The organism is Sphingomonas sp. GV3 (assembly GCF_031082075.1).
In the GTDB taxonomy this organism is placed as follows: Bacteria; Pseudomonadota; Alphaproteobacteria; order Sphingomonadales; family Sphingomonadaceae; genus Sphingomonas; species Sphingomonas beigongshangi.
Genome location: NZ_JARWLE010000001.1, coordinates 995735 through 1020954, shown reverse-complemented (window position 1 = coordinate 1020954; position 25220 = coordinate 995735). Strand labels below are relative to the sequence as shown.

Sequence of the window (25220 nt, the reverse complement as noted above, 5' to 3'; positions counted from 1 at the left end):
CAATCCAGGGTCGCGCGCGCGACGCGCTGGATTGCCGCGTCGCTTCGCTCTTCGCGATGACGGAGGAGCCTGTGGGCACTCTCGCCGGCATCGCCCGCCACGGTTTCCCCAAGGCGCCGATGGAGGTGCTGGACCATGTCGACGTGACCGTCGAGGGCGGGCTGCACGGCGACTTCCGCGGCGCGGTCAAGCCGGGCGGACGCGGCCGGCGGCAGGTGACGCTGATCGAGCGCGGCGACTGGGAAGCGGCGATGGCCGAGCTCGGCCATGCCATCCCGTGGCAGGAACGGCGCGCAAACCTGTTGATCGACGGGCTCGACCTGCCGCAGGTGGCGGGTACGCTGATTGGCATCGGCGCGCAGGTCGTCCTGGAAGTTACCGTCGAATGCGATCCGTGCAGTCGCATGGAAACGATCGCGACCGGCCTGAAGGCCGCGCTCACCTCCGACTGGCGCGGCGGCGCCTGTTCGCGCGTTCGGCGCGGCGGCCGCATCGCGCTGGGCGATGACGTCGTCATTCTCGATCTCCTACAAGGACAGCTTTTATGACCAAGCCCTTCAAGACGCTCGATGACATCGGCGATGTCGCGGGCAAGCGCGTGCTGGTGCGCGAGGATCTGAACGTGCCGATGGCGGACGGGCAGGTCACCGACGACACCCGCTTGCGCGCGACGCTGGCGACGGTGACCGAGCTGGCCGACCGCGGCGCGAAGGTGCTGGTGCTGGCGCATTTCGGGCGGCCCAAGGGGCAGCGCAACGCGGAGATGTCGCTCGCGATGGTGACGAAACCCTATGCGCAGGTGCTCGGCCGGCCGGTGCGGTTCGTCGACTGGGACGGCGCCGCCGACGCGGTCGCGCAGATGCAGCCGGGCGACATCGCCGTGCTGGAGAACACGCGCTTCTTCGCGGGCGAAGAGAAGAACGACCCGCAAACCGTTGCAATGTTTGCCGAACTTGGCGACTTCTATGTCAATGATGCCTTTTCCGCCGCGCATCGTGCGCATGCCTCGACCGAAGGGCTGGCCAAGGTGTTGCCCGCGTTCGCCGGTCGCGCGATGGAGGCGGAGCTCGACGCGCTGGAACGGGCGCTGGGCAATCCGCAGCATCCGGTGGCCGCGGTGGTCGGCGGCGCCAAGGTGTCGACCAAGCTCGATGTGCTCAAGCATCTGGTCGGCCGCGTCGACCATCTGATCATCGGCGGCGGCATGGCCAACACCTTCCTCGCCGCGCGCGGCGTCAACGTCGGCAAGTCGCTGTGCGAGCACGATCTGACCGGGACGGCCGAGGCGATCCTCGACGCGGCGGACGCGGCCAATTGCACGGTGCACCTGCCCTATGACGTCGTCGTCGCGACCGAGTTCAAGCCCAATCCGCCGATGCGGACCGTCAACGTCCACGAGGTCGCGGCGGACGAGATGATCCTCGACGTCGGCCCCAACGCGGTCGAGGCGCTGGGCGACGTGCTCAAGAATTGCCGTACCCTGGTGTGGAACGGTCCGCTGGGCGCGTTCGAGACGCCGCCCTTCGACGTCGCCACCGTCAGCCTCGCGCGCACCGCCGCCGCGCTGACGCAGGAGGGGACGCTGGTGTCGGTGGCGGGCGGCGGCGATACGGTTGCGGCGCTCAACCAGGCGGGCGTCGCGGACGACTTCACCTTCGTGTCGACCGCGGGCGGCGCCTTCCTGGAATGGATGGAGGGCAAGGAACTGCCCGGCGTCGCCGCGCTGTCGCGCTGATCCGCCCGTTCCGCCGGGCCTGGCCGGGGGCTCAGGCCGGCGGACGCTCGTTCAGCAGCGGCACGAGCACCGTGTTCATGTCGTCGACGTCCAGCGCGTTAGCCTTGGCGTAGCGGACGATCCCGGCGCGATCGATGATGTAGTTGGTCGGGATCGCGCCGCCGATCGGCGCGTAATTGCCCTTCACCTTGCGCACCGGCGTGATTGCCATGGCGCCGAACAGCGGCTTGAGACGGAAGATCGGCAGCGAATCCTCCGTCGTCGCGGCGAACACGCGCAGCCCGTTCTTCTGACGCAGCCGGTAATAGGCGTCGAGCATCGGCAGTTCGGTGCGGCACGGCACGCACCACGTCGCCCAGAAGTTGAGCACGACCACCTGTCCGCGCAGGTCCGACAGCTTCACCTTGGCGCCGTCGATCAGCGTCAGCTCGAAATCGGGCGCGGGCTTGCCGACCAGCGCCGACGTATGGGCGTCGGGTGGCGATGCGGCGCCGCTGCCCTGCGTCGAGATCGCCGCGAGCAGGCCGGCGGCGAGGCATGTACGGATACGGTCCATGATGTTCGTGTCCCCCCTGTCCGCGGCAGGAAGCCATGATCGCGGGTCGTGGTCAATCGTCGCGACGCGGCGATTGCCGCGCCTCGCGGCGCCCGCTACGAGCGGCCCCGCATACGTATGCGCAAAGACGCACAAAAAGGAGAATCGGGGATGATGGATACCGCCGCAATGACCGCGAAGATGGCCGAGGGACAGGGCTTCATCGCGGCGCTCGACCAGTCGGGCGGGTCCACCCCCAAGGCGCTGAAGAGCTATGGGATCGAGGAGGGCGCCTGGTCCGACGACGCCGGCATGTTCGACCTGATCCATCAGATGCGCGTTCGCATCATCACCTCGCCCGCCTTCACCGGCGACAAGGTGATCGGCGCGATCCTGTTCGAGCGCACGATGGACGGCGACGCGGACGGACGGCCGGTGCCGACCGTGCTGCACGATCGCGGGGTCGTGCCGTTCCTGAAGATCGACAAGGGCCTGGAGGAGGAGGCGAACGGCGTGCAGCTGATGAAGCCCATCCCGGGCCTCGCCGACCTGCTCGGCCGCGCGCGCGGGCTGGGCGTGTTCGGCACGAAGGAGCGGTCGGTCGTCAATCTCGCCAATCGCGACGGCATCGCGGCGATCGTCCGCCAGCAATTCGAGGTCGCCGAGGCGGTGATCGCCTGCGGCCTGATGCCGATCATCGAGCCGGAGGTGAACATCAAGAGCCCCGAGCGCGCCGAGGCGGATGCGATCCTGGTCGAGGAACTGCACAAGGCGCTGGACGCGCTCGATGCGGACAAGAAGGTCATGCTCAAGCTGTCGCTGCCAGCCCGTCCGGGTAGCTACGACGCGCTGATCGCGCATCCCAAGGTGCTGCGCGTCGTCGCGCTGTCGGGTGGTTACGGGCGCACCGACGCCTGCGCCGAGCTGGCGAAGAACAAGGGCATGATCGCGAGCTTCAGCCGCGCGTTGCTCGAAGACCTGCGCGCGCAGATGACCGACGCCGAATTCGACAAGGCGCTGGGCGCGGCGATCGACGAAATCTATGCGGCATCGACGCACAAGGTCGCGGAAGCGGCCTGACCGGTCGAACTCGCCCCCGCCCTTGCCGGCGCGCTTGCGGGGGCGGGCCCTCCCGCTAGGCGCGGCGGCAGGGGGAAGGGCGAGGGTGGCTTTCGCTCGGCGGCCTTGCGCGATACAGCCGCCGGCATGACCCCAGACGAAGATCCGCTCGGTCCGCTTGACCCCGATTTCGCCGCCGCGTTCCAGCGCGACCTGTCGCGGCCGCCCTGCCAGCTCTATCTGATCTCGCCGCTCGACGTGGCGGGTGACTTCCCCGACCGGCTGGCGCGCGCGCTCGACGCCGGACCGGTCGCGGCCTTCCAGTTCCGCGTCAAGGACATCGACCAGCATGGCGCCGCGCGCCTCGCCGAGCCGCTGCAGCGCATCTGTGCCGACCGCGAGGTGGCGTTCATCGTCAACGACAGCGTCAGCCTGGCCAAGCGGCTGGGCGCGGACGGCGTGCATCTGGGCCAGGACGACGGCGATGCGCGCGAGGCGCGCACGATCCTGGGTCCGTCGGTGCAGATCGGCGTCACCTGCCACGACAGCCGCCATCTGGCGATGGAGGCGGGCGAGGCGGGCGCGGACTATGTCGCGTTCGGCAGCTTCTATCCGACCACGACCAAGACGGTCGAGCATCGCCCCGAGCCGGTGATCCTGTCCTGGTGGTCGGCGCTGTTCGAGCTGCCCTGCGTCGCGATCGGCGGCATCACGCCGGCCAATGCGGCGCCGCTGGTCCGCGCCGGGGCGGACTTCCTCGCGGTGTCGGGCGCGGTATGGCAGGGCGACGAGGCGGCGGCGGTGCGCGCCTTCGCGGCGGTGCTGGCGGATCATTCCGCGATGGAAACAACCCGGCGGTGAGCCGTTGGTCCCTCGATCGGCCCTTCGGCCGCCGGGAGGACCCATGATCAAACGCTCTTTCCTCGCTGCTGCCGCGCTGGTCGCGATCGCCGGCGCCACCGAGGGGCATTCGCAGGGCGTCCCGCCCACAAAGGCGCATCGTCCGGATCGCGCCGACGCGCCCGGGATGCGATCGGCGACCGCGACCGACGCCGCGGTGCGCGGCTGACCGCATGACGCGACTGGGCTGGGGCATATTGGTCGCGATCGTGGTGGTGATCGCCGGCTTTGCGTCGGTGACGCGGATCGGCACGATCCGGCCGGAGGCGCGCATGGCGCGCGATGCCACCGCGCCGTCGCCAGGGGCGGTGGGTCCAGCGACGACCCCCGGTCGCCTGGTCGTGCCGGTCGCGGGTGTCGCGCGCGCGGCGCTGCGCGACAATTGGGGCGATCCGCGCGAGGGCGGCGCACGCGCGCATCACGGCCTCGACATTCCGGCGGCGGCGGGCACGGCGGTGCTTGCCGCGGCGCCGGGGCGCGTGGAAAAGCTGTTCCAGTCGGGCAGGGGCGGCACGACCCTGTACGTGCGATCGACCGACGGCGGGACCGTCTATTATTATGCGCACCTCGCCGGCTACGCGCCCGGAATCGCCGAGGGGCGGATCGTCCGCGCGGGCGAGACCATCGCCTTCGTCGGCGACAGCGGCGATGCCGGGCCTGGCAATTACCACCTGCATTTCGGCGTCCAGCGGATGGCGCCGGGGATGCGCTGGTGGCAGGGCGAGGATGTCGATCCCTACCCGATACTTGCCGCGGGCACGGCGCCACGGTAAGAGCGCGCCTTCCGGGCGCGACCCCTTGTGGCGGCGCTCACTCGCTCTTTCCAGTAGGTTCAGATCCATGAAGATCAGCGGCGTGGACATCCGTCCCGGCAACATCATCGAGTATGAAGGCGGCATCTGGCGCGCCGTGAAGATCCAGCACACCCAGCCCGGCAAGGGCGGCGCGTACATGCAGGTGGAGCTGAAGAACCTGCGCGACGGGCGCAAGAACAACGTCCGCTTCCGCTCGGCCGAGACGGTGGAGCGCGTCCGCCTCGACACCAAGGACTTCCAGTTCCTGTTCGCCGACGGCGACGGCCTGGTCTTCATGGACAAGGACACCTACGACCAGGTGACGCTGCCGCGCGACCTGCTCGGCGATGCCGCTGCCTTCCTGCAGGACGGCATGGACGTCGTGATGGAATTGTACGACGAGGAAGCGATCAGTGTGCAGCTGCCCGACACGATCGAGGCGACGATCGTCGAGGCGGACGCGGTGGTGAAGGGGCAGACTGCCTCGTCCAGCTACAAGCCCGCGATCCTCGACAATGGCGTGCGCATCATGGTGCCGCCGCATATCGCCAGCGGCACCCGCATCGTCGTCGACGTGTACAACCAGGAATATGTGCGCCGGGCGGACTGACGAAGTCCCCCTCCCGCGCGCGGGAGGGGCGGGGTGTTGGCCCGTGACCGCGACATGGCGGTCAGCGGGTCGCCCCCGACCATAACCCCCCGGACTTGCCCACCCCCGACCCCTCCCGCCTGCGGGAGGGGGGAGATGATCGAATGCCTTCCCATTCCGGCCTTTTCACCGTCATCGAGCGCGCCGCCCGCAAGGCCGCGCCGCGGCTGCGCCGCGACTTCAACGAGGTCCAGCACCTGCAGGTCAGCCGCAAGGGACCCGCGGACTTCGTGTCGATGGCCGACAAGCGCGCCGAGCAGACGCTGTTCGAGGAACTGCGCAAGGCGCGGCCCGACTGGGGCTTCCTGATGGAAGAGGGCGGCGAGGTCGCGGGCGATCCGTCGAAGCCGCGCTTCATCATCGATCCGCTCGACGGCACGTCGAACTTCCTGCACGGCATCCCGCATTTCGCGATCTCGATCGCGGTCGAGGAGCCGCTGCCCAACGGCAAGCGCGAGGTGACGACCGGGCTCGTCTATCAGCCGATCACCGACGAGAGCTTCTGGGCGGAAAAGGGGCGCGGTGCGTGGCATACCGACCAGCGCCTGCGCGTCTCGGCGCGCCGCGACCTGTCGGAAGCGCTGATCGCGACCGGCATCCCGTTCCTGGGCCATGGCGATTTCGTCCAGTGGAGCCGCATCTTCGGTGCGATCGCCCCGGAGGTCGCGGGCATCCGCCGCTTCGGCTCGGCCGCGCTCGACCTCGCCTGGGTCGCGGCGGGCCGGTTCGACGGCTATTGGGAGTCGGGTCTGAAGCCCTGGGACACGGCGGCGGGCCTGCTGCTGGTCAAGGAAGCGGGCGGCTATGTGACCGACTTCCGCGGCGCAGACCGCGCGATGGAGCGCAACGAGTTCCTCGCGGCGAACGACGGCCTTCATACCAAGCTGCACAAGCTGGTGGCGGGCGCTTTGCGCTAACGCTGCGGGCGTTCCGCACTCACCCTCACTCCATCGGCGGCGTTGCCGCCCCTTTCCTCTCCCGATGGAAGAGGAAGGGAGCGCCGTGCGCGCGAAAGGGTGGGCGTCGGTAACCGCTTCCACACACGTGGATCGAACCCGAGCCGTCGCTTCCTGCGATTCATTCTCACGCCCCGCGGCCTTGCCCGGCTCCTGTCACCGTCCTAAAGCGACCCCATCCATTCGCACTTGCGAGAAGCCCCTTGGTCGACCTGTCGCAATATCTGCCGATCCTGATTTTCCTGGGTATCGCCCTGGCGCTGTCGAGCACGTTCGTGTTCCTGCCCATGGTGGTCGCCCGGCTGACCGGCACCCACAAGCCCAACGAGCAGAAGCTCAGCGAATATGAGTGCGGCTTCCCCGCCTTCGAGGATCCGCGCAGCCAGTTCGACGTGCGCTTTTATCTGATCGCCATCCTGTTCATCATCTTCGATCTCGAAGCGGCCTTCCTATATCCTTGGGCAGTCAGCGTCTTTTCGCTCGGCTGGACCGCTTGGATCTCCATGATGATCTTCATCGGCGAGCTGGCGCTGGGACTCGTATACGCCTGGAAGAAGGGAGCGTTGGATTGGGAATGACCCCCACATCCGGACCCGTTGAGCTCGATCGCGCGGCAGGGAGCAGCTCGCTCATCCCGCCCGACCAGGGCTTTTTCGACAGCCTGAACGGTGAATTGACCGACAAGGGCTTTCTGGTCACCTCGACCGAGGAACTGTTCCAGTGGGCCCGCACGGGCTCGCTGTGGTGGATGACGTTCGGCCTCGCCTGCTGCGCGGTCGAGATGATCCACGTGAACATGCCGCGCTACGACCTGGAGCGGTTCGGCGCCGCGCCGCGCGCGTCGCCGCGCCAGTCGGACGTGATGATCGTCGCCGGCACGCTGTGCAACAAGATGGCGCCCGCGCTCCGCAAGGTCTATGACCAGATGTCGGAGCCCAAGTACGTCATCTCGATGGGCAGCTGCGCCAATGGCGGCGGCTATTACCATTACAGCTATTCGGTGGTGCGCGGCTGCGACCGCGTCGTGCCGGTGGACATCTACGTCCCCGGCTGCCCGCCGACCGCGGAAGCGCTGCTGTACGGCATCATGCAGTTGCAGCGGAAGATCCGTCGCCAGGGGAGCATCGAACGGTGAGAGCGCCCGCACCAGCCTATGCCGCGCATCTGAACGATGCGACGATCGACGCCGTGCGCGGCGCGCTGGGCGCGTCGCTGCTGCATGCGGTCGCCGAGGTCGGCGAGGTCAAGCTGTACGTGGATCGCGAGGCGATCGTCCCGGCGCTGACCGCGCTGCGTGATACGCCCGGCCTCGAATACCAGCAGCTGATGGAGATCGCCGGCGTCGACTATCCGGATCGCCCCGAGCGGTTCGAGGTCGTCTATTGCCTGCTGTCGCTGACCCGCAACCACCGTCTGCACGTCCATGTCTCCACCGACGACGTGACGCCGGTGCCGTCGGTGACGGGGATTTGGCCGGTCGCCGGCTGGCTGGAGCGCGAGATCTACGATCTCTACGGCGTGCTGTTCAGCGGCAATGCCGACCTGCGTCGCATTCTGACCGACTATGGCTTCCGCGGCCATCCGCTGCGCAAGGACTTCCCGATGACCGGGTTCGTCGAGATGCGCTATTCGGAGGAGGAGAAGCGCGTCGTCTACCAGCCGGTGCAGTTGAGCCAGGACTTCCGCAACTTTGACTTCCAGAGCCCGTGGGAGGGCGCCGAATATGTCCTTCCCGGCGACGAGAAGGGCATGCTGCCCGAGGCGAAGGGCGCGCCGACGCCGCTGAAGGCCGACCAGATCCAGAAGGCCGATGCGGCGACCGCCCCGGTGGCGACGCCCAAGGCGGGCAGCGAGCCCTATGCCAAGACGGCGACCACCGATGCCGGCCAGACCGGCGCCGGCGAGCGGCACGGTGGGAACAAGGCCGAAAGCAAGCCCGGCGAGTCCGACGTCGTGCCGACCAAGGGTGAGGGACAGAACCAGTGAGCGACTATGTCAGCGAACTGATGGGTGTCGAGGATGCGTCCGATCCGACGACGGGCGACGTCACCATCCAGAATTACACGATCAACTTCGGTCCGCAGCACCCCGCGGCGCACGGCGTTCTGCGCCTCGTCATGGAGCTGGACGGCGAGATCATCGAGCGAGTCGACCCGCACGTCGGTCTGCTGCATCGCGGCACCGAGAAGCTGATCGAATACAAGACCTATGCGCAGGCGATTCCCTATTTCGATCGCCTCGACTATTGCTCGCCGATGTGCATGGAACATACGTTCGTGCTCGCGATCGAGAAGCTGCTCGACATCGAGGTGCCGCTGCGCGCGCAATATCTGCGCGTGTTCTTCGCCGAGCTGACGCGCATCTCCAACCACATGCTCAACCTTGGCAGCCACGTGATGGACGTCGGCGCGATGACGCCGAACCTGTGGCTGTTCGAGATCCGCGAGGATTGCTACAACTTCCTCGAGCGCGCGTCCGGCGCGCGCATGCACCACAATTACATGCGCCCGGGCGGCGTCCACCAGGACGTGCCGCTCAAACTGCTTACCGACATCGCCGACTGGCTCGACACGCGCCTGCCGCGCCTGTTCGAGGACGCGATCAGCCTGGTCGCCGACAACCGCATCTTCAAGCAGCGCAACGTCGACATCGCGACGGTGAGCCGCGAGGATGCGATCGCCTGGGGCTTCTCCGGCCCGATGATCCGTGCGGCCGGCATACCGTGGGACCTGCGCAAGTCGCAGCCCTACGACGTCTACGACCGGATGGAGTTCGACATCCCCGTCGGCACCCGCGGCGACTGCTACGACCGGTTCATGGTGCGGGTCGAGGAGGTCCGCCAGTCGGCGCGGATCATGAAGCAGTGCCTGCGCGACATGCCGGAAGGGCCGATCGCCTCGACCGACCGCAAGGTGGTGCCGCCCAAGCGCGCCGAGATGAAGCGCTCGATGGAAGCGCTGATCCACCACTTCAAGCTCTATACCGAGGGCTATCACGTGCCCGCGGGCGAGGTGTACGTCGCGACCGAGAGCCCCAAGGGCGAGTTCGGCGTGTTCCTCGTCTCCGACGGGTCGAACAAGCCCTATCGCTGCAAGATTCGCCCGACCGCGTTCAGCCACCTGCAGGCGATGGACTTCATGTCCAAGGGCCACATGCTGGCGGACACGACCGCGATCCTGGGCGCGATGGACATCGTTTTTGGTGAATGTGACCGCTAATGGCTGAAGCAGCACAGATTCCCGACGAGGCCGAGACCCGCGCACGCTGGGGCGGCTTCGCCTGGACCGAAGAGAATCAGAAGAAGGCGAATGCGATCCTCGCGCGCTACCCGGCGGGTCGCGAGCAGTCGGCGTCGATCCCGTTCCTCGATCTTGCCCAGCGGCAGGTCGGCGAGGAGACGCAGACGCAAGGCTGGCTGCCCGTGCCGGTGATCGAGTTCGTCGCGCGCCAGATCGGCGTGCCCTATATGCGCGTGTTCGAGGTCGCGACCTTCTACACGATGTTCAACCTGGCGCCGGTCGGCCGCTACCACGTGCAGGTCTGCGGTACGACGCCGTGCATGCTGCGTGGCAGCGACGACGTTCTGGCGGCGTGCAAGAACAAGGGGCTGATCAAGGGCAAGACCACGCCCGACGGCCTGTTCACGCTGACCGAGGTTGAGTGCCTGGGCACCTGCGCCAATGCGCCGATGGTCCAGATCAACGACGACAATTACGAAGATCTGGACTATGATCGCACGATCGCGGTGCTGGAGGCACTCGCCAAGGGCGAGCAGCCGAAGACCGGATCGACGATCGGCCGCCAGACGAGCTGCCCCGAGGGCGGCCCGACGACGCTGACGGCGATGGTCGAGGAAAATCATGACTATCGCGGGGAGTGGGCCTGATGCTCGCCGATAAGGACCGCATCTTCACCAATGTCTACGGGTTCCAGCCCTGGAACCTGCAGGCGGCGCTGAAGCGCGGCGACTGGGACAATACCAAGGCGCTGATGGCCATCGGCCAGGACGCGATCATCGACGTGATCAAGGCATCGGGTCTGCGCGGCCGCGGCGGCGCGGGCTTCCCGACCGGCACGAAATGGTCGTTCATGCCCAAGGAGCCCAAGCCCGACCGGCCGAACTTCCTCGTCATCAATGCCGACGAGTCGGAGCCGGGGTCGTGCAAGGACCGCGAGATCATCCGTCACGATCCGCACAAGCTGATCGAGGGCGCGCTGATCGCGGGCTTCGCCATGCGCGCGCGCGCCGCCTATATCTACATCCGCGGCGAATATATCCGCGAGGCCGAGACATTGTTCGCGGCGGTGGCCGAGGCGTATGACGCCGGGCTGATCGGCAAGAACGCCTGCGGCTCGGGCTATGACTTCGACGTCTTCGTCCATCGCGGCGCGGGCGCCTATATCTGTGGCGAAGAGACCGCGATGCTCGAGAGCCTCGAGGGCAAGAAGGGCCAGCCGCGGCTCAAGCCGCCGTTCCCGGCGGGCGCGGGCCTCTACGGCTGCCCGACGACGGTGAACAACGTCGAGAGCATCGCCGTCGCGCCGACCATCCTGCGTCGCGGCGCGGACTGGTTCTCGAGCTTCGGGCGCGAGAACAACAAGGGCACCAAGCTCTTCCAGATCAGCGGGCACGTGAACAAGCCTTGCGTGGTCGAGGATGCGATGGGCATCACCTTCCGCGAGCTGATCGAGACGCATTGCGGCGGCATCCGCGGCGGCTGGGACAATCTGCTCGCGGTGATCCCGGGCGGATCGTCGGTGCCTTTGGTCCCCGCCAAGGACATCATCGACGCGCCGATGGACTTCGACGGGCTGAAGGCGGTCGGGTCGGGCCTCGGCACCGCGGCGGTGATCGTCATGGACAAGTCGACCGACATCGTCCGCGCGATCAGCCGCATCAGCTATTTCTACAAGCACGAGAGCTGCGGCCAGTGCACGCCGTGCCGCGAGGGTACGGGCTGGATGTGGCGCGTGATGGAGCGGCTGCGCACCGGCGACGCCGACATCAGCGAGATCGACACGCTGCAGCAGGTCACCAAGCAGGTCGAGGGTCATACGATCTGTGCGCTCGGCGACGCCGCGGCGTGGCCGATCCAGGGCCTGATCCGTCATTTCCGGCCGGAGATCGAGCGCCGGATCATCGAACGCAACGGCGGCTCGCTCGCCCCGATGCAGGAAGCTGCCGAATAATGCCCAAGCTCAAAGTCGACGGGATCGAGGTCGAGGTACCGCAGGGCGCCACCGTCCTCCAGGCATGCGAGGCCGCGGGCAGGGAGATCCCGCGCTTCTGCTATCACGAGCGGCTGTCGATCGCCGGCAATTGCCGCATGTGCCTGGTCGAGGTGAAGCCCGGACCGCCGAAGCCGCAGGCGTCGTGCGCGCTGCCCGCCGCCGACAACCAGGAAGTGTTCACCACCACGCCGATGGTGAAGAACGCGCGCGAAGGCGTGATGGAGTTCCTGCTCATCAACCATCCTCTCGACTGCCCGATCTGCGACCAGGGCGGCGAGTGCGACCTACAGGACCAGTCCGTCGCCTATGGCAAGGGGTACAGCCGCTACACCGAGAACAAGCGCGCGGTGACCGAGAAGTATATGGGTCCGATCGTCAAGACGATCATGACCCGCTGCATTCAATGCACCCGCTGCGTCCGCTTCGCCGAAGAGGTCGCGGGGGTCGAGGAGATCGGCGCGATCTATCGCGGCGAGGACATGCAGATCACCAGCTATCTCGAGCAGGCGGTGACCAGCGAGCTTTCGGGCAATGTCGTCGACCTGTGTCCGGTCGGCGCGCTGACCAGCAAGCCCTACGCCTATGAGGCGCGGCCCTGGGAGCTGAAGAAGACGCTGACCATCGACGTGATGGACGCGGTCGGCACCAACATCCGCCTCGACAGCCGCGGCCGCCAGGTGCTGCGCTGCGTCCCGCGCATCAACGAGGACGTCAACGAGGAATGGGCGCACGACAAGACGCGCCATCATGTCGACGGCCTGGTGCGTCGTCGTCTCGACCGTCCCTATGTGCGGCGCGACGGCAAGCTAGCGCCGGTGAGCTGGGACGAGGCGTTCGCGGTGATCAAGGCCAAGGTCGATGCGGCCGGGTCGAACGTCGCGGCGGTCGCCGGCGACCTGGTCGATTGCGAGACGATGTATGCCGCCAAGGCGCTGCTCGCGAAGCTCGGCTCGACCAAGCTCGAGGGCCGGCAGACGGGCATGGACTATGACGTGTCCAGCCTGGGCGCGGTCAACTTCAACACGACGATCGCAGGCGTCGAGCGCGCGGACGCGATCCTGCTGGTCGGCACCAATTTGCGCTGGGAAGCGCCGCTGATCAACACGCGCATCCGCAAGGCGATCAAGAAGGGCGCGAAGGTCTACGGCATCGGCCCGGAGACCGAGCTGACCTATAAGGTCGAGTGGCTGGGCAGCGAACTGTCGCTGCTCGGCGGTTTGCCGGAGGCGGTGGCCAAGGCGTTCACCGATGCCAAGGCGCCGATGGTGATCGTCGGTGGTGGCGCGCTGAAGGGTGGCCATGGCGCCGCGCTGGGCTTCGCCAGGCAGTTCAACCTGGTGCGCACGCTCGAGGACGGCACCGCATGGAACGGCTTCAACGTCGTGCACATGGCGGCGAGCCGGATGGGCGGGCTGATGCTTGGCTATGCGCAGAAGGGCGGCATCGCGGATGTCGCGGACGCCGGGGTGACCTTCTTCCTGGGCGCGGACGAGGTGGATTTCACGCGGTTCGGCGGCTTCAAGGTCTATGTCGGCCACCATGGCGACATGGGCGCGCATCACGCCGACGTGATCCTGCCGGGCTCGACCTATGCCGAGAAGTCCGGCACCTGGGTCAACACCGAGGGTCGCGTGCAGCGCGGCGAGCGCGCGGTCTTCGCGCCCGGCGACGCGCGCGAGGACTGGACGATCTTCCGCGCCCTGTCGGAAGGGCTCGGCCACACGCTGCCGTTCGACAGCCTGTCCGGGCTGCGCGAGGCGATGGCGACCGAGGTTCCGGCGCTGCGCAATATCGGCCAGCTCGCCGGCTATGAATGGAACCCGCCGGCGCTGGACGGCGCCGGTCAGGGGACGCTCGCGGGCTATCCGATCAAGGATTTCTATCTGACCAACGCCATCTGCCGCGCGTCCCCGACGATGCAGCGCTGCTCGGCCGAACTGGTCCATGGCGAGACGTTCGCGGAGGCGGCGGAGTGACCAATTTCTTTAACACCACCGTCGGCATGTCCTATGGCTGGGCATGGTTCGTCGCGACGATCGTCGGCATCCTGGTCATAGCGCTGCCGCTGATGCTTGCGGTGGCGATGATCATCTACGCCGATCGCAAGATCTGGGCGGCGATGGCGCTGCGCCGCGGCCCGAACGTCGTGGGGCCGCTCGGCCTGCTCCAGTCGTTCGCCGACGGCCTCAAGGTCTTCCTGCAGGAGACGATCGTCCCGGCCGCGGCGAACCGCGTGCTGTTCCTGCTCGCGCCGATCATCACCTTCACGGTCGCGCTGATCGTCTGGGCGGTGATCCCGTTCCAGGCCGGCGTCGTCGTCGCCGACATCAACGTCGGCCTGCTCTACGTGCTCGCGGCCTCGTCGCTCGGCGTCTACGGCATCATCCTGTCGGGCTGGGCGTCGAACTCCAAATATCCCTTCTACTCCGCGCTGCGTGCCGCGGCGCAGATGGTCAGCTACGAGGTCGCAATCGGTTTCGTGCTGATCTCGGTGGTGCTGTGGTCGGGTACGTTCAACCTGTCGGGCATCGTCATGGCGCAGCAGGGCCATGGCCTGGGCTGGGTCAACGGCTTCTGGATCAACCCGCTGCTGTTCCCGATGGCGGTGGTGTTCTTCATCTCGGCGCTCGCCGAAACGCAGCGCGCGCCGTTCGACCTGACCGAAGCGGAGAGCGAGCTCGTCGCCGGCTACCAGACCGAATACAGCTCGATGAGCTTCGCGCTGTTCTGGCTGGGTGAATATGCCAACGTCATCCTGATGTGCGCGCTCAACGCGACGCTGTTCTGGGGCGGCTGGCTGCCCCCGCTCAACGTCGGCTGGATGTATGCGGTGCCGGGCATCATCTGGCTGCTCGCCAAGATGCTGTTTTTCTTCTTCGTGTTCAGCTGGGTGAAGGCGACGGTCCCGCGCTATCGCTACGACCAGCTGATGCGGCTGGGCTGGAAGGTTTTCCTGCCGCTGTCGCTGTTCTGGGTGTTCCTAGTGTCGGGCGTGCTGATGTGGATGCGCGTGCCGGTGTGAACCGGGTAAGTGCTTTGATCGTGCGCGCGGGGCTGGACCCCGCCGCACTCCGGCGTCGCGCGTTGGGCGGCGTCATCATCGGATTGACGGTCGTCGCCATCGACCGGGTTATGGGGTTTGGATCGTGAGCGTCGCACAGATCGTCAAATCGTTCACGCTTTGGGAGTTCGTGAAGGCGCATGCCCTCACGCTGAAGTATTTCTTCAAGCCCAAGGCGACGATCAATTATCCGTTCGAGCGGAACCCGGTGAGCCCGCGGTTCCGCGGCGAGCATGCGCTGCGCCGCTATCCGAACGGCGAGGAACGCTGCATCGCGTGCAAGCTGTGCGAGGCGGTGTGCCCGGCGCAGGCGATCACGATCGAGGCGGAGCCGCGTGACGACGGCAGCCGCCGCACGACGCGCTACGACATCGACATGACGAAGTGCATCTATTGCGGGCTGTGCCAGGAGGCCTGCCCGGTGGATGCGATCGTCGAGGGGCCGAACTACGAATTCTCGACCGAGACGCGCGAAGAGCTGATCTACGACAAGGCGAAGCTGCTCGACAACGGCGACCGTTGGGAGCGCGCGATCGCGGCGAACCTTGCCGCCGATGCGCCGTACCGTTAATGCGCGCCGCACCGCTCATCCCGGCTTAAGGGGGCCGACCAAATCGTGATCCAGGCTCTAGCCTTCTACCTGTTCGCCATCGTCGTGATCGGTTCGGGTGCGATGACCATATCGTCGCGCAATCCGGTCCATTCGGTGATGTGGCTGATCCTAGCCTTCTTCAACGCCGCGGGCCTGATGGTCCTGGTCGGGGCGGAGTTCATCGCCATGCTGCTCGTCATCGTCTATGTCGGTGCGGTCGCGGTGCTGTTCCTGTTCGTGGTGATGATGCTCGACATCGAGGTCGCGCAGATGCGCGCCGGGTTCGCGCGCTACCTGCCGCTCGGCCTCGCGCTCGCGGTCGGCCTCGCGGCGGAGATCATCATCGCGGTCGGCGCGTGGAGCGCGGGGGGCGTCAAGCTGTCGCAGCGGATCGCGCCGATCGAAGGCAACGTGCCCAACATCCAGGCGATCGGCAATCTGCTCTACACGCGCTATCTGTTCGTGTTCGAGGGCGCGGGCTTCGTGCTGCTCGTCGCGATGATCGGCGCGATCGTGCTGACGCATCGCCAGCGTGGCGGCGTGCGCGGCCAGAACATCAGCCGCCAGAACGCGCGCCGTCCGCAGGACGCAACGCGCAACGTCCAGCCGCCGGTCGGCGAGGGGGTCCAGCTGTGACCATCGGTCTCATCCACTATCTGGTCGTCGCGGCCATCCTGTTCACCATGGGGGTGCTCGGCATCTTCCTCAACCGGAAGAACCTGATCGTCATCCTGATGGCGATCGAGCTGATCCTGCTGGCGGTGAACATCAATCTCGTCGCCTTCTCGGCCTTCCTCCACGATCTAGTGGGGCAGGTGTTCGCGATGTTCGTGCTGACCGTCGCCGCGGGCGAGGCGGCGATCGGGCTCGCGATCCTGGTGATCTATTTCCGTGGCCGCGGCACGATCGCGGTCGACGACGTCAACCGGATGAAGGGGTAATCGGCAGGTGACGTCCATCCTGTTCATTGTTTTCCTGCCGCTGCTCGCAGCGGCGGTGGCCGGGCTCGGCAACAAGGCGATCGGCTTCGTCCCGGCCAAGCTGGTGACGACCGGCGCGCTGTTCGTATCGTGCCTGCTGTCCTGGCCGATCTTCCTCGGCTTCCTGTCGGGCGCGAACAGCGCGACGGTGGTGCCGGTGTTCCAGTGGATCGTCAGCGGCGATATGAATGTCGCCTGGTCCTTGCGCGTCGACCAGCTGACCGCGATCATGCTCGTCGTGATCACCAGCGTCTCGGCGCTCGTCCACCTCTATAGCTGGGGCTATATGAGCGAGGACCCGGACCAGCCCCGCTTCTTCGCCTATCTGTCGCTGTTCACCTTCGCGATGCTGATGCTGGTGACCGCGGACACCTTGGTCCAGATGTTCTTCGGCTGGGAGGGCGTCGGCCTCGCCAGCTACCTGCTGATCGGCTTCTGGTTCCGCAAGCCGAGCGCCAATGCCGCCGCGATCAAGGCGTTCGTCGTCAACCGCGTCGGCGACCTCGGCTTCATGCTCGGCATCTTCGGCACCTTCCTCGTCTTCGGCACCGTGTCGATCCCGGCGATCCTGGCGGCGGCGCCGACCATGGCGGGATCGACGATCGGCTTCCTCGGCTATCGCTTCGACACGATGACGGTGCTGTGCCTGCTGCTGTTCGTCGGCGCGATGGGCAAGTCGGCGCAGCTCGGCCTGCACACCTGGCTGCCGGACGCGATGGAGGGCCCGACCCCGGTGTCGGCGCTGATCCACGCAGCGACGATGGTCACCGCGGGCGTCTTCATGGTCTGCCGCCTGTCGCCGATGTTCGAGATGTCGCCGACCGCGCTGCATTTCGTCACCACGATCGGCGCCGCGACCTGCCTGTTCGCCGCCACGGTCGGCATGGTGCAGACCGACATCAAGCGCGTCATCGCCTATTCGACCTGTTCGCAGCTCGGCTACATGTTCTTCGCCGCCGGCGTCGGCGCCTATGGCGCGGCGATGTTCCACCTGTTCACGCACGCCTTCTTCAAGGCGCTGCTGTTCTTGGGCGCGGGATCGGTGATCCATGCGATGCACCACGAGCAGGACATGCGCTATTACGGCGGCCTGCGCAAAAGCATCCCGCTCACCTTCTGGGGCATGATGGCCGGCACGCTGGCGATCACCGGCGTCGGCATCCCCGCGCTGTTCGGCAATCCGCTCGCGATCGGGTTCGCCGGCTTCCATTCGAAGGATGCGATCATCGAGGCGAGCTGGGCGGCGGGCGAGCCGGGCGTGTGGTTCGTCGGCGTGCTCGTCGCGGCGATCACCAGCTTCTATTCGTGGCGCCTGATGTTCCTGACCTTCTGGGGCAAGCCGCGCTGGGCCGCGTCGGAGCATATCCAGCACGCGCTGCACGATGCGCATGGCCACGGCCATGACGATCATGCCCATGCCGACCACGCCCACGTCGCCCATGCGCATGACGCGCATGGTCATGACGCCCACCATCCGAGCGAGGCGCACGGCAATCCGGCGCAGGCCGAAGACGCGGGCGACCGCCCGTCCGAGCACGGCCCCGCGCAGCAGGACCTGCCCGCCGGGACCGGCGGCTACCATCCGCACGAGAGCCCGCTGGTCATGCTCATCCCGCTGATCGTGCTGTCGATCGGGGCGATCGCCGCGGGCTTCGTCTTCCACGGCTTCTTCATCGAGCCGAGCGCGGGCGAGGGCTTCTGGAAGGGCGACATCGCGTTCCGCGAGCATCTGATGCACGCGATGCACGGTGTGCCGGTGGCCATCAAGCTGTCGGCGACGATCGCGATGCTGCTCGGTTTGGTCACCGCCTGGTATGCCTATATCAAGGCGCCGAGCTTCCCGAAGGCGGTGTCGGACCAGTTCCGGATCCTGTACCGCTTCCTGCTCCACAAATATTATTTCGACGAGCTGTATAACCTGCTCTTCGTCCGCCCCGCCTTCGCGATCGGCCGCCTGCTGTGGCATCGCGGTGACGAGAAGACGATCGACCGGTTCGGGCCGAACGGCTCGGCCTGGGCGGTGCAGCTCTCCAGCCGGATCGCCGGCCGGCTTCAGAACGGATATGTCTATACCTATGCCTTCGTCATGCTGATCGGGCTGACCGCGGCCGTTACCTGGGCGATCGCGAAATGAGCGGCTTTCCCATCCTGTCGTTGATGCTGGCGGTCCCCGCGATCGCCGCCATCGCCTGTCTCTTCCTGTCGCCGCAGGGCGCGCGGATGACCGCGCTGGTCGCGACGCTGATCGACTTCGCGCTCGGCATCCTGCTGTGGACGAATTACGACATCGGCGGCGCGCAATGGCAGTTCGTCGAATACCAGCCGGTGTTCGGGCGCTTCGCCTGGGCGCTGGGGATCGACGGCTTCGCGCTGCTGCTGATCATGCTCAGCGTGTTCCTGATGCCGATCTGCATCGGGGCGAGCTGGCGCTCGGTGACCAACCGCGTGCCCGAATATATGGCGGCCTTCCTGTTCACGGAGGTGCTGATGATCGGCACCTTCGCGGCACAGGACCTGTTCCTGTTCTACATCTTCTTCGAAGCCGGCCTGATCCCGATGTTCCTGATCATCGGCATCTGGGGCGGGGTGAACCGCATCTACGCGTCGTACAAGTTCTTCCTGTACACGTTGCTCGGTTCGGTCGTGATGTTCATCGCGATGCTCTACATGGCGCGCGCGGCGGGCACGACGCGCATCCCCGAGCTTATGGCGTACGACTTCCCCGCGCATGTCCAGACATGGCTGTGGCTCGCCTTCTTCGCCTCCTTCGCGGTGAAGATGCCGATGTGGCCGGTGCACACCTGGCTGCCCGACGCGCACGTGCAGGCGCCGACGGCCGGTTCCGTCATCCTGGCGGGCGTGCTGCTCAAGCTCGGCGGCTATGGCTTCCTGCGCTTCAGCCTGCCGATGTTCCCCGAGGCGTCGGGCCAGCTGACCTGGCTGATCTTCCTCCTGTCGGGCATCGCGGTCGTCTACACGAGCCTCGTCGCGCTGGTGCAGTCGGACATGAAGAAGCTGATCGCCTATAGCTCCGTGGCGCACATGGCGATCGTGACCATCGGCCTCTATGCCTTCAACCGGCAGGGGATCGAGGGCGCGATGATCATGATGCTCAGCCACGGGCTGGTGTCGGGCGCGCTGTTCCTGTGCGTCGGCGTCATCTACGACCGGCTGCACACCCGCGAGATCGCGCGCTACGGCGGTCTGGCGATCAACATGCCGCGCTACGCCCTGTTCTTCCTGTTCTTCACCATGGCATCGATCGGCCTGCCGGGGACGAGCGGCTTCGTCGCCGAATTCCTCAGCCTGATGGGCACGTACCAGGTGTCGACCTGGACGGCGCTGATCTGCACCACCGGCATCATCCTCGGCGCGGCCTACATGCTGTACCTGTACCGCCGCGTCGTGTTCGGCGAGATCAAGTCGGACGATGTCCGCGAGATGCAGGACCTGTCGGGGCGCGAGCTCTGGCTGCTCGCACCGGTCGCCGCCGTGGCGCTCTGGATGGGCGTGTACCCCGAGAGCTTCATGGCGCCGATGCGCAAGGATGTCGGCGTGCTGCTCGCCCGGATCGACCGCGCGGCGCCGCCGAGCGACTCCAAACCCACCGCCGGCAAGCCTGCCGCGCCTGTTCACGCTGCAGCCGAGGGCGCGCACTAATGGATTACGCCGCCAATCTCGCCATGACGCTGCCCGAGGTGATCCTCGGGGTCGGTGCCATCGTCCTGATGCTCGTCGCCGCCTGGGGCGGTCAGGGCTCGACCCGTGCCATCTCCTGGGCCGCCGTCGCGATCCTGGCCGGCGCCTGCGTCGCCGTGGCCGGTCCCGCGTCGGGCGGCGGCATGGCCTTCGACGGCCTGTACCGCGCCGATGCGTTCGCCGGCTTCGCCAAGCTGTTGATGTTCCCGGCCGCAGCGATCGCCATCCTGATGGCGCCCGGCTTCTTCCAGCGCACCAGCGGCGACGATCTGCGTCCCGAATATCCGGTGCTGATCCTGCTCTCCGCGGCGGGCATGGGCATCATGGTGTCGGCCGCCGACCTGCTGACGCTGTACGTCGGCCTCGAACTGCAGAGCCTCGCGGCCTACGTGCTGGCGAGCTTCATGCGCCGCGATACGCGCTCGGCCGAAGCGGGCCTCAAATATTTCGTGCTGGGCGCGCTGGCGAGCGGCATCCTGCTCTACGGCATCAGCCTGGTCTACGGCTTCGCGGGCACGACGCTGTTCGACGGGATCGCGCAGGCCTACGCCGGCCCGCGCTCGCTCGGCCTGCTCTTCGGGCTGGTCTTCGTCTTCGCCGGTCTCGCCTTCAAGATCTCGGCGGTACCGTTCCACATGTGGACGCCGGACGTCTACGAGGGTGCGCCGACGCCGGTGACGGCGTTCTTCGCCTCCGCACCCAAGGTCGCGGCGATGGGCCTCGCGGTCCGCGTCGCGGTGGAGGCGATGGGCCCGGCGACCGACCAGTGGCGCCAGATCGTGATCTTCGCGGCGCTCGCGTCGATCATCCTGGGTGCGGTGGCGGCGGTCGGTCAGACCAACATCAAGCGCCTGCTCGCCTATTCGTCGATCAACAATGTCGGCTTCGCGCTGATCGGCCTGGCGGCGGGCACGCCGACGGGCGTGTCGGCGGTGTTGGTGTACCTCACCATCTATGTCGTCATGACGCTCGGCTCGTTCCTCGTCGTGCTTCAGATGCGCGATGCGGATGGCCAGCCGGTGGAGAGCATCGCCGCGCTGAGTGGCCTGTCGCGGACGCGGCCGGGCCTCGCCTTCGCGCTGATGATGTTCATGCTGAGCCTCGCCGGCATTCCGCCGCTGTTCGGCTTCTATGCCAAGTTCGCGGTGTTCGACGCGGCGATCGCGGCAGGGCTCTTCCCGCTGGCGGTGATCGGCTATGTCGCCTCGGTCATCGGCGCCTATTACTACCTGCGCGTCGTCAAGACGATGTACTTCGACGAGCCGGCGCCGGCGTTCGGCGCGGGCGACAGCAAGCTCGAAGGCGGCCTGATCGTCGTCACGGCGGCGTTCATCTCGCCGCTCGGCTATCTGCTGATCGCACCGCTCAGCGCGTGGACGATGGCGGCGGCACAGGCGCTGTTCTGATCGTTTCACCGCCCGTGTCGATCCGTACCATCGTCGAGACGGGATCGACCAACGCCGATCTTCTCCACCTCGCCGCGCACGGCGCGCGGGAGGGCGAGTGGCTCCGTGCCGAGCGGCAGGTGGCAGGGCGGGGCCGGCAGGGCCGCGTGTGGGAATCGCCCGTGGGCAATCTGTACGCCAGCACGCTCGTCCGGCTACGAGCCGGCGACCCGCCGGCGGCGTCGCTGGCGCTGCTCGCGGCGGTGGCGCTGCACGAGGCGCTTTCCCTCTATATGCCTGGCAGGGCCATACTGAAATGGCCCAACGACGTGATGGTCGACGGCGCGAAGCTGGCGGGTATCCTGCTCGAACGGAGCGGCGATGCGGTCGTGATCGGTATCGGCGTCAATGTCGCGCATCACCCGGACTTGCCCGACCGACGCACCACCAGCCTGGCGGCCCAGGATTGCGCGATCGGGGCGGCGACGCTGGTGGAGGTGCTGGCCGACGTCCTCGCGCGGTGGATCACCCGCTGGCGGGACGAAGGGTTCGATGTCGTTCGACGCGCCTGGCTCGCAGCGGCGCATCCGGTCGGGACGGCCTTGTCGGTGCGGGATGGCGAGACCCGGCTGGAGGCGCTGTTCGACGGTCTCGACGCCGATGGCGCGCTGGTCCTGCGCTTGGCTGACGGTACCCGGCGTGTCATGCACGCCGGCGACGTATTCCTGCCGTGAGGGCAATCGGGCGGCGCGGGCCGCCGCAAGGGAAGGTGGCGTAGGCGATGCTGCTCGCGATCGATGCCGGCAATACCAATGTCGTGTTCGCGCTGGTCGAAGGACGCGAGATTCGCGGCCGCTGGCGGATCGCGACCGATCCGCGCCGGACGGCGGACGAATATGCCGTCTGGCTCAGCCAGCTGCTCGCGCTCGAAGGCTTCGCGCGCGATGACGTCCATGCGGTGATCGTCGCGACGGTGGTGCCCCGCGCGCTGCACAATCTGCAGGTCCTCGCGAGCAAATACTTCCGTACCGAGGCCCTGATCGCGGGGCGCGCGCCGGTCGAATGGGGTATCGCGCTCGACGTCGACGAGCCGCAGAATCTCGGCGCGGACCGCGCGGTCAACACGATCGCGGCGCATGCGCTGCACGAGGGCGACCTGATCGTGATCGACTTCGGCACCGCGACGACATTCGACGTCAGCGACTATCGCGGCGCCTACAAGGGCGGGATCATCGCACCCGGGATCAACCTGTCGCTCGACGCGCTGGTCAGCGCCGCGGCGAAACTGCCGCGGATCGCGATTGAGGCACCGGCTTCCACCAGCGTCATCGGCCGCAATACGGTCGACCAGATGCATATCGGCATCTTCTGGGGCTATATCGCGATGATCGAGGGACTGGTCGCGCGGCTGCGCGCCGAGGTCGGCCGCCCGGTGAAGGTGATCGCGACCGGCGGCCTCGCGATCCTGTTCGAGCAACATACCGCCGCCTTCGACGTCGTCGAGCCCGACCTGACGATACAGGGACTGGCGATCATGGCCGAAAGAGCCCATATCCACCCATGACGCGCTCGCGCCGTTCGGCCTGGCGGGCGCACGAGAGATTTTCCGAAAGATATTGATGACCCCCAAGAATAATGAATTGCTCTTCTGCGCGCTCGGCGGCTCGGGCGAGATCGGCATGAACGTCAACCTCTATGGCCATGCCGGCAAATGGCTGATGGTCGATTGCGGCGTCACCTTCGCCGATGCGGCCTATCCCGGCATCGACCTCGTCCTGCCGGACCTCGCCTTCATCGAGGATCGCCGCGAGGACCTGGTCGGCATCGTGCTGACGCACGGGCACGAAGACCATATCGGCGCCTTGCCCTATCTGGCCGAAGACCTCGGCGTGCCGCTCTACGCGACGCCGTTCACCGCCGGGCTGATCCGCGGGAAGCTGGAGGAAGAGGGCAACGCCAACCGCGTCAAGCTGCGCGTCGTTCAGCCGGGCGGGGCAGAGCGGATCGGGCCGTTCGGCGTCCGCTTCGTCGAACTGTCGCATTCGATCCCCGAGCCCAATGCGCTGGTGATCGAGACGGCCGCCGGCAGCGTCTTCCACACCGGCGACTGGAAGCTCGATCCCCATCCCGTGATCGGCAAGCCGACGAGCGGCGAGACGCTCGCCAAGATCGGCGATGCGGGAATCGACGTTCTCGTCTGCGATTCCACCAACGTCTTCAACGAGGAAGCGTCCGGCTCCGAGTCGTCGGTGCGGCGCGGGCTGGCCGAGACGATCGCCAAGGCGCGCGGGCGCGTGCTGGTGACGACCTTCGCCTCCAACGCCGCGCGGCTGCACACGCTGGGCGAGGTGGCGCGCGAGACGGGACGCAAGCTCTGCGTCACCGGCCGCTCGCTGGACCGGATCCTGAAGGTGGCGCGCGCCTGCGGCTATCTGGGTGATTTTCCCGAGACCGTGGATCCGGAGACGGCGATGCGGCTGCCCCGCAACAAGGTCCTGATCGTCGCCACCGGCGGCCAAGGCGAACCGCGCGCCGCGCTCGCCCGCGTCGCGGACGGCAGCCATACGATCAAGCTGGACGAGGGCGACACGGTCATCTTCTCGTCGAAGCAGATCCCGGGCAACGAGATCGCGATCGGCAAGATCCAGAACACGCTCGCCGCCAAGGGCGTGCGCATGGTCACCGAGCGTCAGGCGCATGTCCACGTCTCCGGCCATCCGGGGCGGCCCGAGCTCGCGCAGATGTATGGGTGGATCCGTCCAGAGCTGCTCGTGCCGGTGCATGGCGAGATGCGGCACATGATGGAACATGCCCGCTACGCGCAGGCGCAGGGCGTGCCCCAGGCGATCGTGCAGAGCGACGGCGAGATCGTGCGGCTGTTGCCGGGTCAGGCGACGAAGATCGGCCATGCGGGCGTGGGCCGGCTCGTGCTGGACGGCGACGTGATCCTGCCCGCCGACGGATCGACGATCAACGAGCGCCGCAAGCTGGCGATCAACGGCCAGATCTCGGTCGCGGTCGCGATCGATCGCAACGGGCGCGGCATCGGCACGCCGCAGGTGCGCGTGCAGGGCGTACCCGTCGAGGAGGATCGTCTGGCGTTCGTCGAGGATGCGGTCGCCGCGGCGCAGGAGGCGATGAGCGGTAAGCGCGAAGTCGATCGGCGCCGCGAGGACATCCGCCTCGCCGTACGCCGCGTGGCGACCCGCTGGACGGGCAAGAAGCCGATCGTCGACGTGCTGATCGTCCAGGCCTGAACCGGCAAGCGGAGGAAGGCCCCATGCGCTGGACGTCAATGCTGGCGATTTACGTGCTGTTCTGGGCTTTCTCCGTCTTCCTCGTGTTGCCCTGGGGCGTGAGGACGACGCGAGAGGTTGGGGGAGAGCACGTACCCGGCCAGGCCGAAAGCGCGCCGCACGAATTCCACCTCGGGCGGCTCGCGCTGAGGGTCACGATCGTCGCGACCATCCTGTTCGGCCTGTTCGTTGCGAACTACGAGTTCGGCTGGGTGACGCCGCGGATGCTCGACCTGTTCAATCCCGACGAAATCTATAACGACGCCTGAGCAGCGGCGTCCGCCGCCGCGCGGCGCCGGTGCGCGATACGACCGGTCCCGCACGGGAACGCGGTCCTGCCGCCTTCG

27 protein-coding genes are annotated in these 25220 nt (G+C 67.2%); 26 read left to right on the top strand and 1 reads right to left on the bottom strand.

Features of this window, described 5'->3' with window-relative positions:
- The first annotated feature begins 56 nt into the window (after positions 1 to 56).
- Positions 57 to 548, top strand: a complete 492-nt coding sequence (locus RF701_RS04660) for an MOSC domain-containing protein (protein ID WP_210358432.1) — start codon at positions 57 to 59, stop codon at positions 546 to 548.
- Positions 545 to 1735 (top strand): phosphoglycerate kinase, encoded by a 1191-nt coding sequence (gene pgk / locus RF701_RS04655; RefSeq protein ID WP_210358433.1) that lies wholly within the window; start codon positions 545 to 547, stop codon positions 1733 to 1735. Before RF701_RS04660 ends, pgk begins: the two co-directional genes overlap by 4 nt.
- 31 nt (positions 1736 to 1766) lie before the next feature.
- On the opposite strand, the gene RF701_RS04650 is transcribed toward pgk, so the two are convergent.
- Positions 1767 to 2291, bottom strand: coding sequence for a peroxiredoxin family protein (locus RF701_RS04650; RefSeq protein WP_308814234.1), 525 nt, complete (start codon positions 2289 to 2291; stop codon positions 1767 to 1769).
- A 153-nt stretch (positions 2292 to 2444) separates the two neighbouring features.
- Here RF701_RS04650 and RF701_RS04645 point away from each other — a divergent pair, with 153 nt between their 5' ends.
- From RF701_RS04645 to RF701_RS04530, 24 genes are all read left to right on the top strand, one after another.
- Complete coding sequence (locus RF701_RS04645; protein WP_308815613.1) at positions 2445 to 3350, top strand: fructose bisphosphate aldolase; 906 nt, start codon at positions 2445 to 2447, stop codon at positions 3348 to 3350.
- Positions 3351 to 3476: 126 nt separating this feature from the next.
- Positions 3477 to 4190, top strand: a complete 714-nt coding sequence (gene thiE, locus RF701_RS04640; protein WP_308814233.1) for a thiamine phosphate synthase — start codon at positions 3477 to 3479, stop codon at positions 4188 to 4190.
- Positions 4191 to 4233: 43 nt separating this feature from the next.
- Positions 4234 to 4398, top strand: a complete 165-nt coding sequence (locus RF701_RS04635) for a hypothetical protein (RefSeq protein ID WP_308814232.1) — start codon at positions 4234 to 4236, stop codon at positions 4396 to 4398.
- A gap of 4 nt (positions 4399 to 4402) precedes the next feature.
- A complete protein-coding gene (locus RF701_RS04630; RefSeq protein ID WP_308814231.1) occupies positions 4403 to 5002 on the top strand; it encodes a M23 family metallopeptidase in 600 nt (199 codons plus the stop codon).
- A gap of 67 nt (positions 5003 to 5069) precedes the next feature.
- Positions 5070 to 5633: an elongation factor P gene (gene efp / locus RF701_RS04625; protein ID WP_203310944.1), complete on the top strand. Its 564-nt coding sequence runs from the start codon at positions 5070 to 5072 to the stop codon at positions 5631 to 5633.
- Between the two features lie 143 nt (positions 5634 to 5776).
- Positions 5777 to 6589 carry an inositol monophosphatase family protein gene (locus RF701_RS04620; RefSeq protein WP_203310945.1) on the top strand — a complete coding sequence of 271 codons (813 nt, stop codon included), beginning with the start codon at positions 5777 to 5779 and terminating at the stop codon, positions 6587 to 6589.
- Between the two features lie 242 nt (positions 6590 to 6831).
- Positions 6832 to 7206, top strand: a complete 375-nt coding sequence (locus tag RF701_RS04615) for an NADH-quinone oxidoreductase subunit A (RefSeq protein WP_308814230.1) — start codon at positions 6832 to 6834, stop codon at positions 7204 to 7206.
- Entirely contained in the window at positions 7203 to 7763 is a 561-nt protein-coding gene (locus RF701_RS04610) for an NADH-quinone oxidoreductase subunit B family protein (protein WP_203310946.1), read from the top strand. Before RF701_RS04615 ends, RF701_RS04610 begins: the two co-directional genes overlap by 4 nt.
- A complete protein-coding gene (locus RF701_RS04605) occupies positions 7760 to 8614 on the top strand; it encodes an NADH-quinone oxidoreductase subunit C (protein WP_308814229.1) in 855 nt (284 codons plus the stop codon). The genes RF701_RS04610 and RF701_RS04605 overlap by 4 nt, the downstream gene beginning before the upstream one ends.
- A 20-nt stretch (positions 8615 to 8634) precedes the next feature.
- Positions 8635 to 9846: an NADH-quinone oxidoreductase subunit D gene (locus RF701_RS04600; protein ID WP_203311048.1), complete on the top strand. Its 1212-nt coding sequence runs from the start codon at positions 8635 to 8637 to the stop codon at positions 9844 to 9846.
- Positions 9846 to 10514: an NAD(P)H-dependent oxidoreductase subunit E gene (locus tag RF701_RS04595; protein ID WP_210358437.1), complete on the top strand. Its 669-nt coding sequence runs from the start codon at positions 9846 to 9848 to the stop codon at positions 10512 to 10514. Before RF701_RS04600 ends, RF701_RS04595 begins: the two co-directional genes overlap by 1 nt.
- A complete protein-coding gene (nuoF, locus tag RF701_RS04590; protein WP_203310949.1) occupies positions 10514 to 11818 on the top strand; it encodes an NADH-quinone oxidoreductase subunit NuoF in 1305 nt (434 codons plus the stop codon). The genes RF701_RS04595 and nuoF overlap by 1 nt, the downstream gene beginning before the upstream one ends.
- Positions 11818 to 13836 carry an NADH-quinone oxidoreductase subunit NuoG gene (nuoG, locus tag RF701_RS04585; protein ID WP_308814227.1) on the top strand — a complete coding sequence of 673 codons (2019 nt, stop codon included), beginning with the start codon at positions 11818 to 11820 and terminating at the stop codon, positions 13834 to 13836. The genes nuoF and nuoG overlap by 1 nt, the downstream gene beginning before the upstream one ends.
- Positions 13837 to 13862: 26 nt before the next feature.
- Positions 13863 to 14882: an NADH-quinone oxidoreductase subunit NuoH gene (nuoH, locus tag RF701_RS04580; RefSeq protein WP_210358638.1), complete on the top strand. Its 1020-nt coding sequence runs from the start codon at positions 13863 to 13865 to the stop codon at positions 14880 to 14882.
- 124 nt (positions 14883 to 15006) lie between these two features.
- Positions 15007 to 15492, top strand: coding sequence for an NADH-quinone oxidoreductase subunit NuoI (nuoI, locus tag RF701_RS04575; protein WP_115380527.1), 486 nt, complete (start codon positions 15007 to 15009; stop codon positions 15490 to 15492).
- 45 nt (positions 15493 to 15537) lie between these two features.
- On the top strand, positions 15538 to 16149 hold the full coding sequence (locus RF701_RS04570) for an NADH-quinone oxidoreductase subunit J (protein ID WP_203310952.1): 612 nt from the start codon (positions 15538 to 15540) through the stop codon (positions 16147 to 16149).
- On the top strand, positions 16146 to 16454 hold the full coding sequence (gene nuoK, locus RF701_RS04565; RefSeq protein ID WP_115380523.1) for an NADH-quinone oxidoreductase subunit NuoK: 309 nt from the start codon (positions 16146 to 16148) through the stop codon (positions 16452 to 16454). Before RF701_RS04570 ends, nuoK begins: the two co-directional genes overlap by 4 nt.
- Before the next feature lie 7 nt (positions 16455 to 16461).
- Positions 16462 to 18627: an NADH-quinone oxidoreductase subunit L gene (gene nuoL / locus RF701_RS04560; RefSeq protein ID WP_308814226.1), complete on the top strand. Its 2166-nt coding sequence runs from the start codon at positions 16462 to 16464 to the stop codon at positions 18625 to 18627.
- On the top strand, positions 18624 to 20153 hold the full coding sequence (locus RF701_RS04555) for an NADH-quinone oxidoreductase subunit M (RefSeq protein WP_203310954.1): 1530 nt from the start codon (positions 18624 to 18626) through the stop codon (positions 20151 to 20153). Before nuoL ends, RF701_RS04555 begins: the two co-directional genes overlap by 4 nt.
- A complete protein-coding gene (nuoN, locus tag RF701_RS04550; RefSeq protein ID WP_203310955.1) occupies positions 20153 to 21598 on the top strand; it encodes an NADH-quinone oxidoreductase subunit NuoN in 1446 nt (481 codons plus the stop codon). The genes RF701_RS04555 and nuoN overlap by 1 nt, the downstream gene beginning before the upstream one ends.
- 14 nt (positions 21599 to 21612) lie before the next feature.
- Positions 21613 to 22311 (top strand): biotin--[acetyl-CoA-carboxylase] ligase, encoded by a 699-nt coding sequence (locus RF701_RS04545; protein ID WP_210358440.1) that lies wholly within the window; start codon positions 21613 to 21615, stop codon positions 22309 to 22311.
- A gap of 47 nt (positions 22312 to 22358) precedes the next feature.
- Complete coding sequence (locus RF701_RS04540; RefSeq protein ID WP_203310957.1) at positions 22359 to 23141, top strand: type III pantothenate kinase; 783 nt, start codon at positions 22359 to 22361, stop codon at positions 23139 to 23141.
- Between the two features lie 55 nt (positions 23142 to 23196).
- Positions 23197 to 24834: a ribonuclease J gene (locus tag RF701_RS04535; protein ID WP_210358441.1), complete on the top strand. Its 1638-nt coding sequence runs from the start codon at positions 23197 to 23199 to the stop codon at positions 24832 to 24834.
- A gap of 23 nt (positions 24835 to 24857) precedes the next feature.
- Positions 24858 to 25142 (top strand): DUF1467 family protein, encoded by a 285-nt coding sequence (locus tag RF701_RS04530; protein ID WP_203310959.1) that lies wholly within the window; start codon positions 24858 to 24860, stop codon positions 25140 to 25142.
- Positions 25143 to 25220 lie beyond the last annotated feature (78 nt).

Bases quoted from the DNA above. Each gene is read 5' to 3' on its own strand.
- RF701_RS04645 (WP_308815613.1), top strand. From the start codon at position 2,445: ATGGATACCGCCGCAATGACCGCGAAGATGGCCGAGGGACAGGGCTTC.
- RF701_RS04630 (WP_308814231.1), top strand. From the start codon at position 4,403: ATGACGCGACTGGGCTGGGGCATATTGGTCGCGATCGTGGTGGTGATC.
- RF701_RS04540 (WP_203310957.1), top strand. From the start codon at position 22,359: ATGCTGCTCGCGATCGATGCCGGCAATACCAATGTCGTGTTCGCGCTG.
- RF701_RS04620 (WP_203310945.1), top strand. From the start codon at position 5,777: ATGCCTTCCCATTCCGGCCTTTTCACCGTCATCGAGCGCGCCGCCCGC.
- RF701_RS04650 (WP_308814234.1), bottom strand. From the start codon at position 2,291: ATGGACCGTATCCGTACATGCCTCGCCGCCGGCCTGCTCGCGGCGATC.
- nuoN (WP_203310955.1), top strand. From the start codon at position 20,153: ATGGATTACGCCGCCAATCTCGCCATGACGCTGCCCGAGGTGATCCTC.
- RF701_RS04555 (WP_203310954.1), top strand. From the start codon at position 18,624: ATGAGCGGCTTTCCCATCCTGTCGTTGATGCTGGCGGTCCCCGCGATC.
- RF701_RS04600 (WP_203311048.1), top strand. From the start codon at position 8,635: ATGGGTGTCGAGGATGCGTCCGATCCGACGACGGGCGACGTCACCATC.
- RF701_RS04635 (WP_308814232.1), top strand. From the start codon at position 4,234: ATGATCAAACGCTCTTTCCTCGCTGCTGCCGCGCTGGTCGCGATCGCC.
- nuoG (WP_308814227.1), top strand. From the start codon at position 11,818: ATGCCCAAGCTCAAAGTCGACGGGATCGAGGTCGAGGTACCGCAGGGC.
- thiE (WP_308814233.1), top strand. From the start codon at position 3,477: ATGACCCCAGACGAAGATCCGCTCGGTCCGCTTGACCCCGATTTCGCC.
- RF701_RS04530 (WP_203310959.1), top strand. From the start codon at position 24,858: ATGCGCTGGACGTCAATGCTGGCGATTTACGTGCTGTTCTGGGCTTTC.
- RF701_RS04595 (WP_210358437.1), top strand. From the start codon at position 9,846: ATGGCTGAAGCAGCACAGATTCCCGACGAGGCCGAGACCCGCGCACGC.
- pgk (WP_210358433.1), top strand. From the start codon at position 545: ATGACCAAGCCCTTCAAGACGCTCGATGACATCGGCGATGTCGCGGGC.
- nuoF (WP_203310949.1), top strand. From the start codon at position 10,514: ATGCTCGCCGATAAGGACCGCATCTTCACCAATGTCTACGGGTTCCAG.
- nuoH (WP_210358638.1), top strand. From the start codon at position 13,863: ATGTCCTATGGCTGGGCATGGTTCGTCGCGACGATCGTCGGCATCCTG.
- efp (WP_203310944.1), top strand. From the start codon at position 5,070: ATGAAGATCAGCGGCGTGGACATCCGTCCCGGCAACATCATCGAGTAT.
- RF701_RS04660 (WP_210358432.1), top strand. From the start codon at position 57: ATGACGGAGGAGCCTGTGGGCACTCTCGCCGGCATCGCCCGCCACGGT.
- RF701_RS04535 (WP_210358441.1), top strand. From the start codon at position 23,197: ATGACCCCCAAGAATAATGAATTGCTCTTCTGCGCGCTCGGCGGCTCG.
- RF701_RS04610 (WP_203310946.1), top strand. From the start codon at position 7,203: ATGACCCCCACATCCGGACCCGTTGAGCTCGATCGCGCGGCAGGGAGC.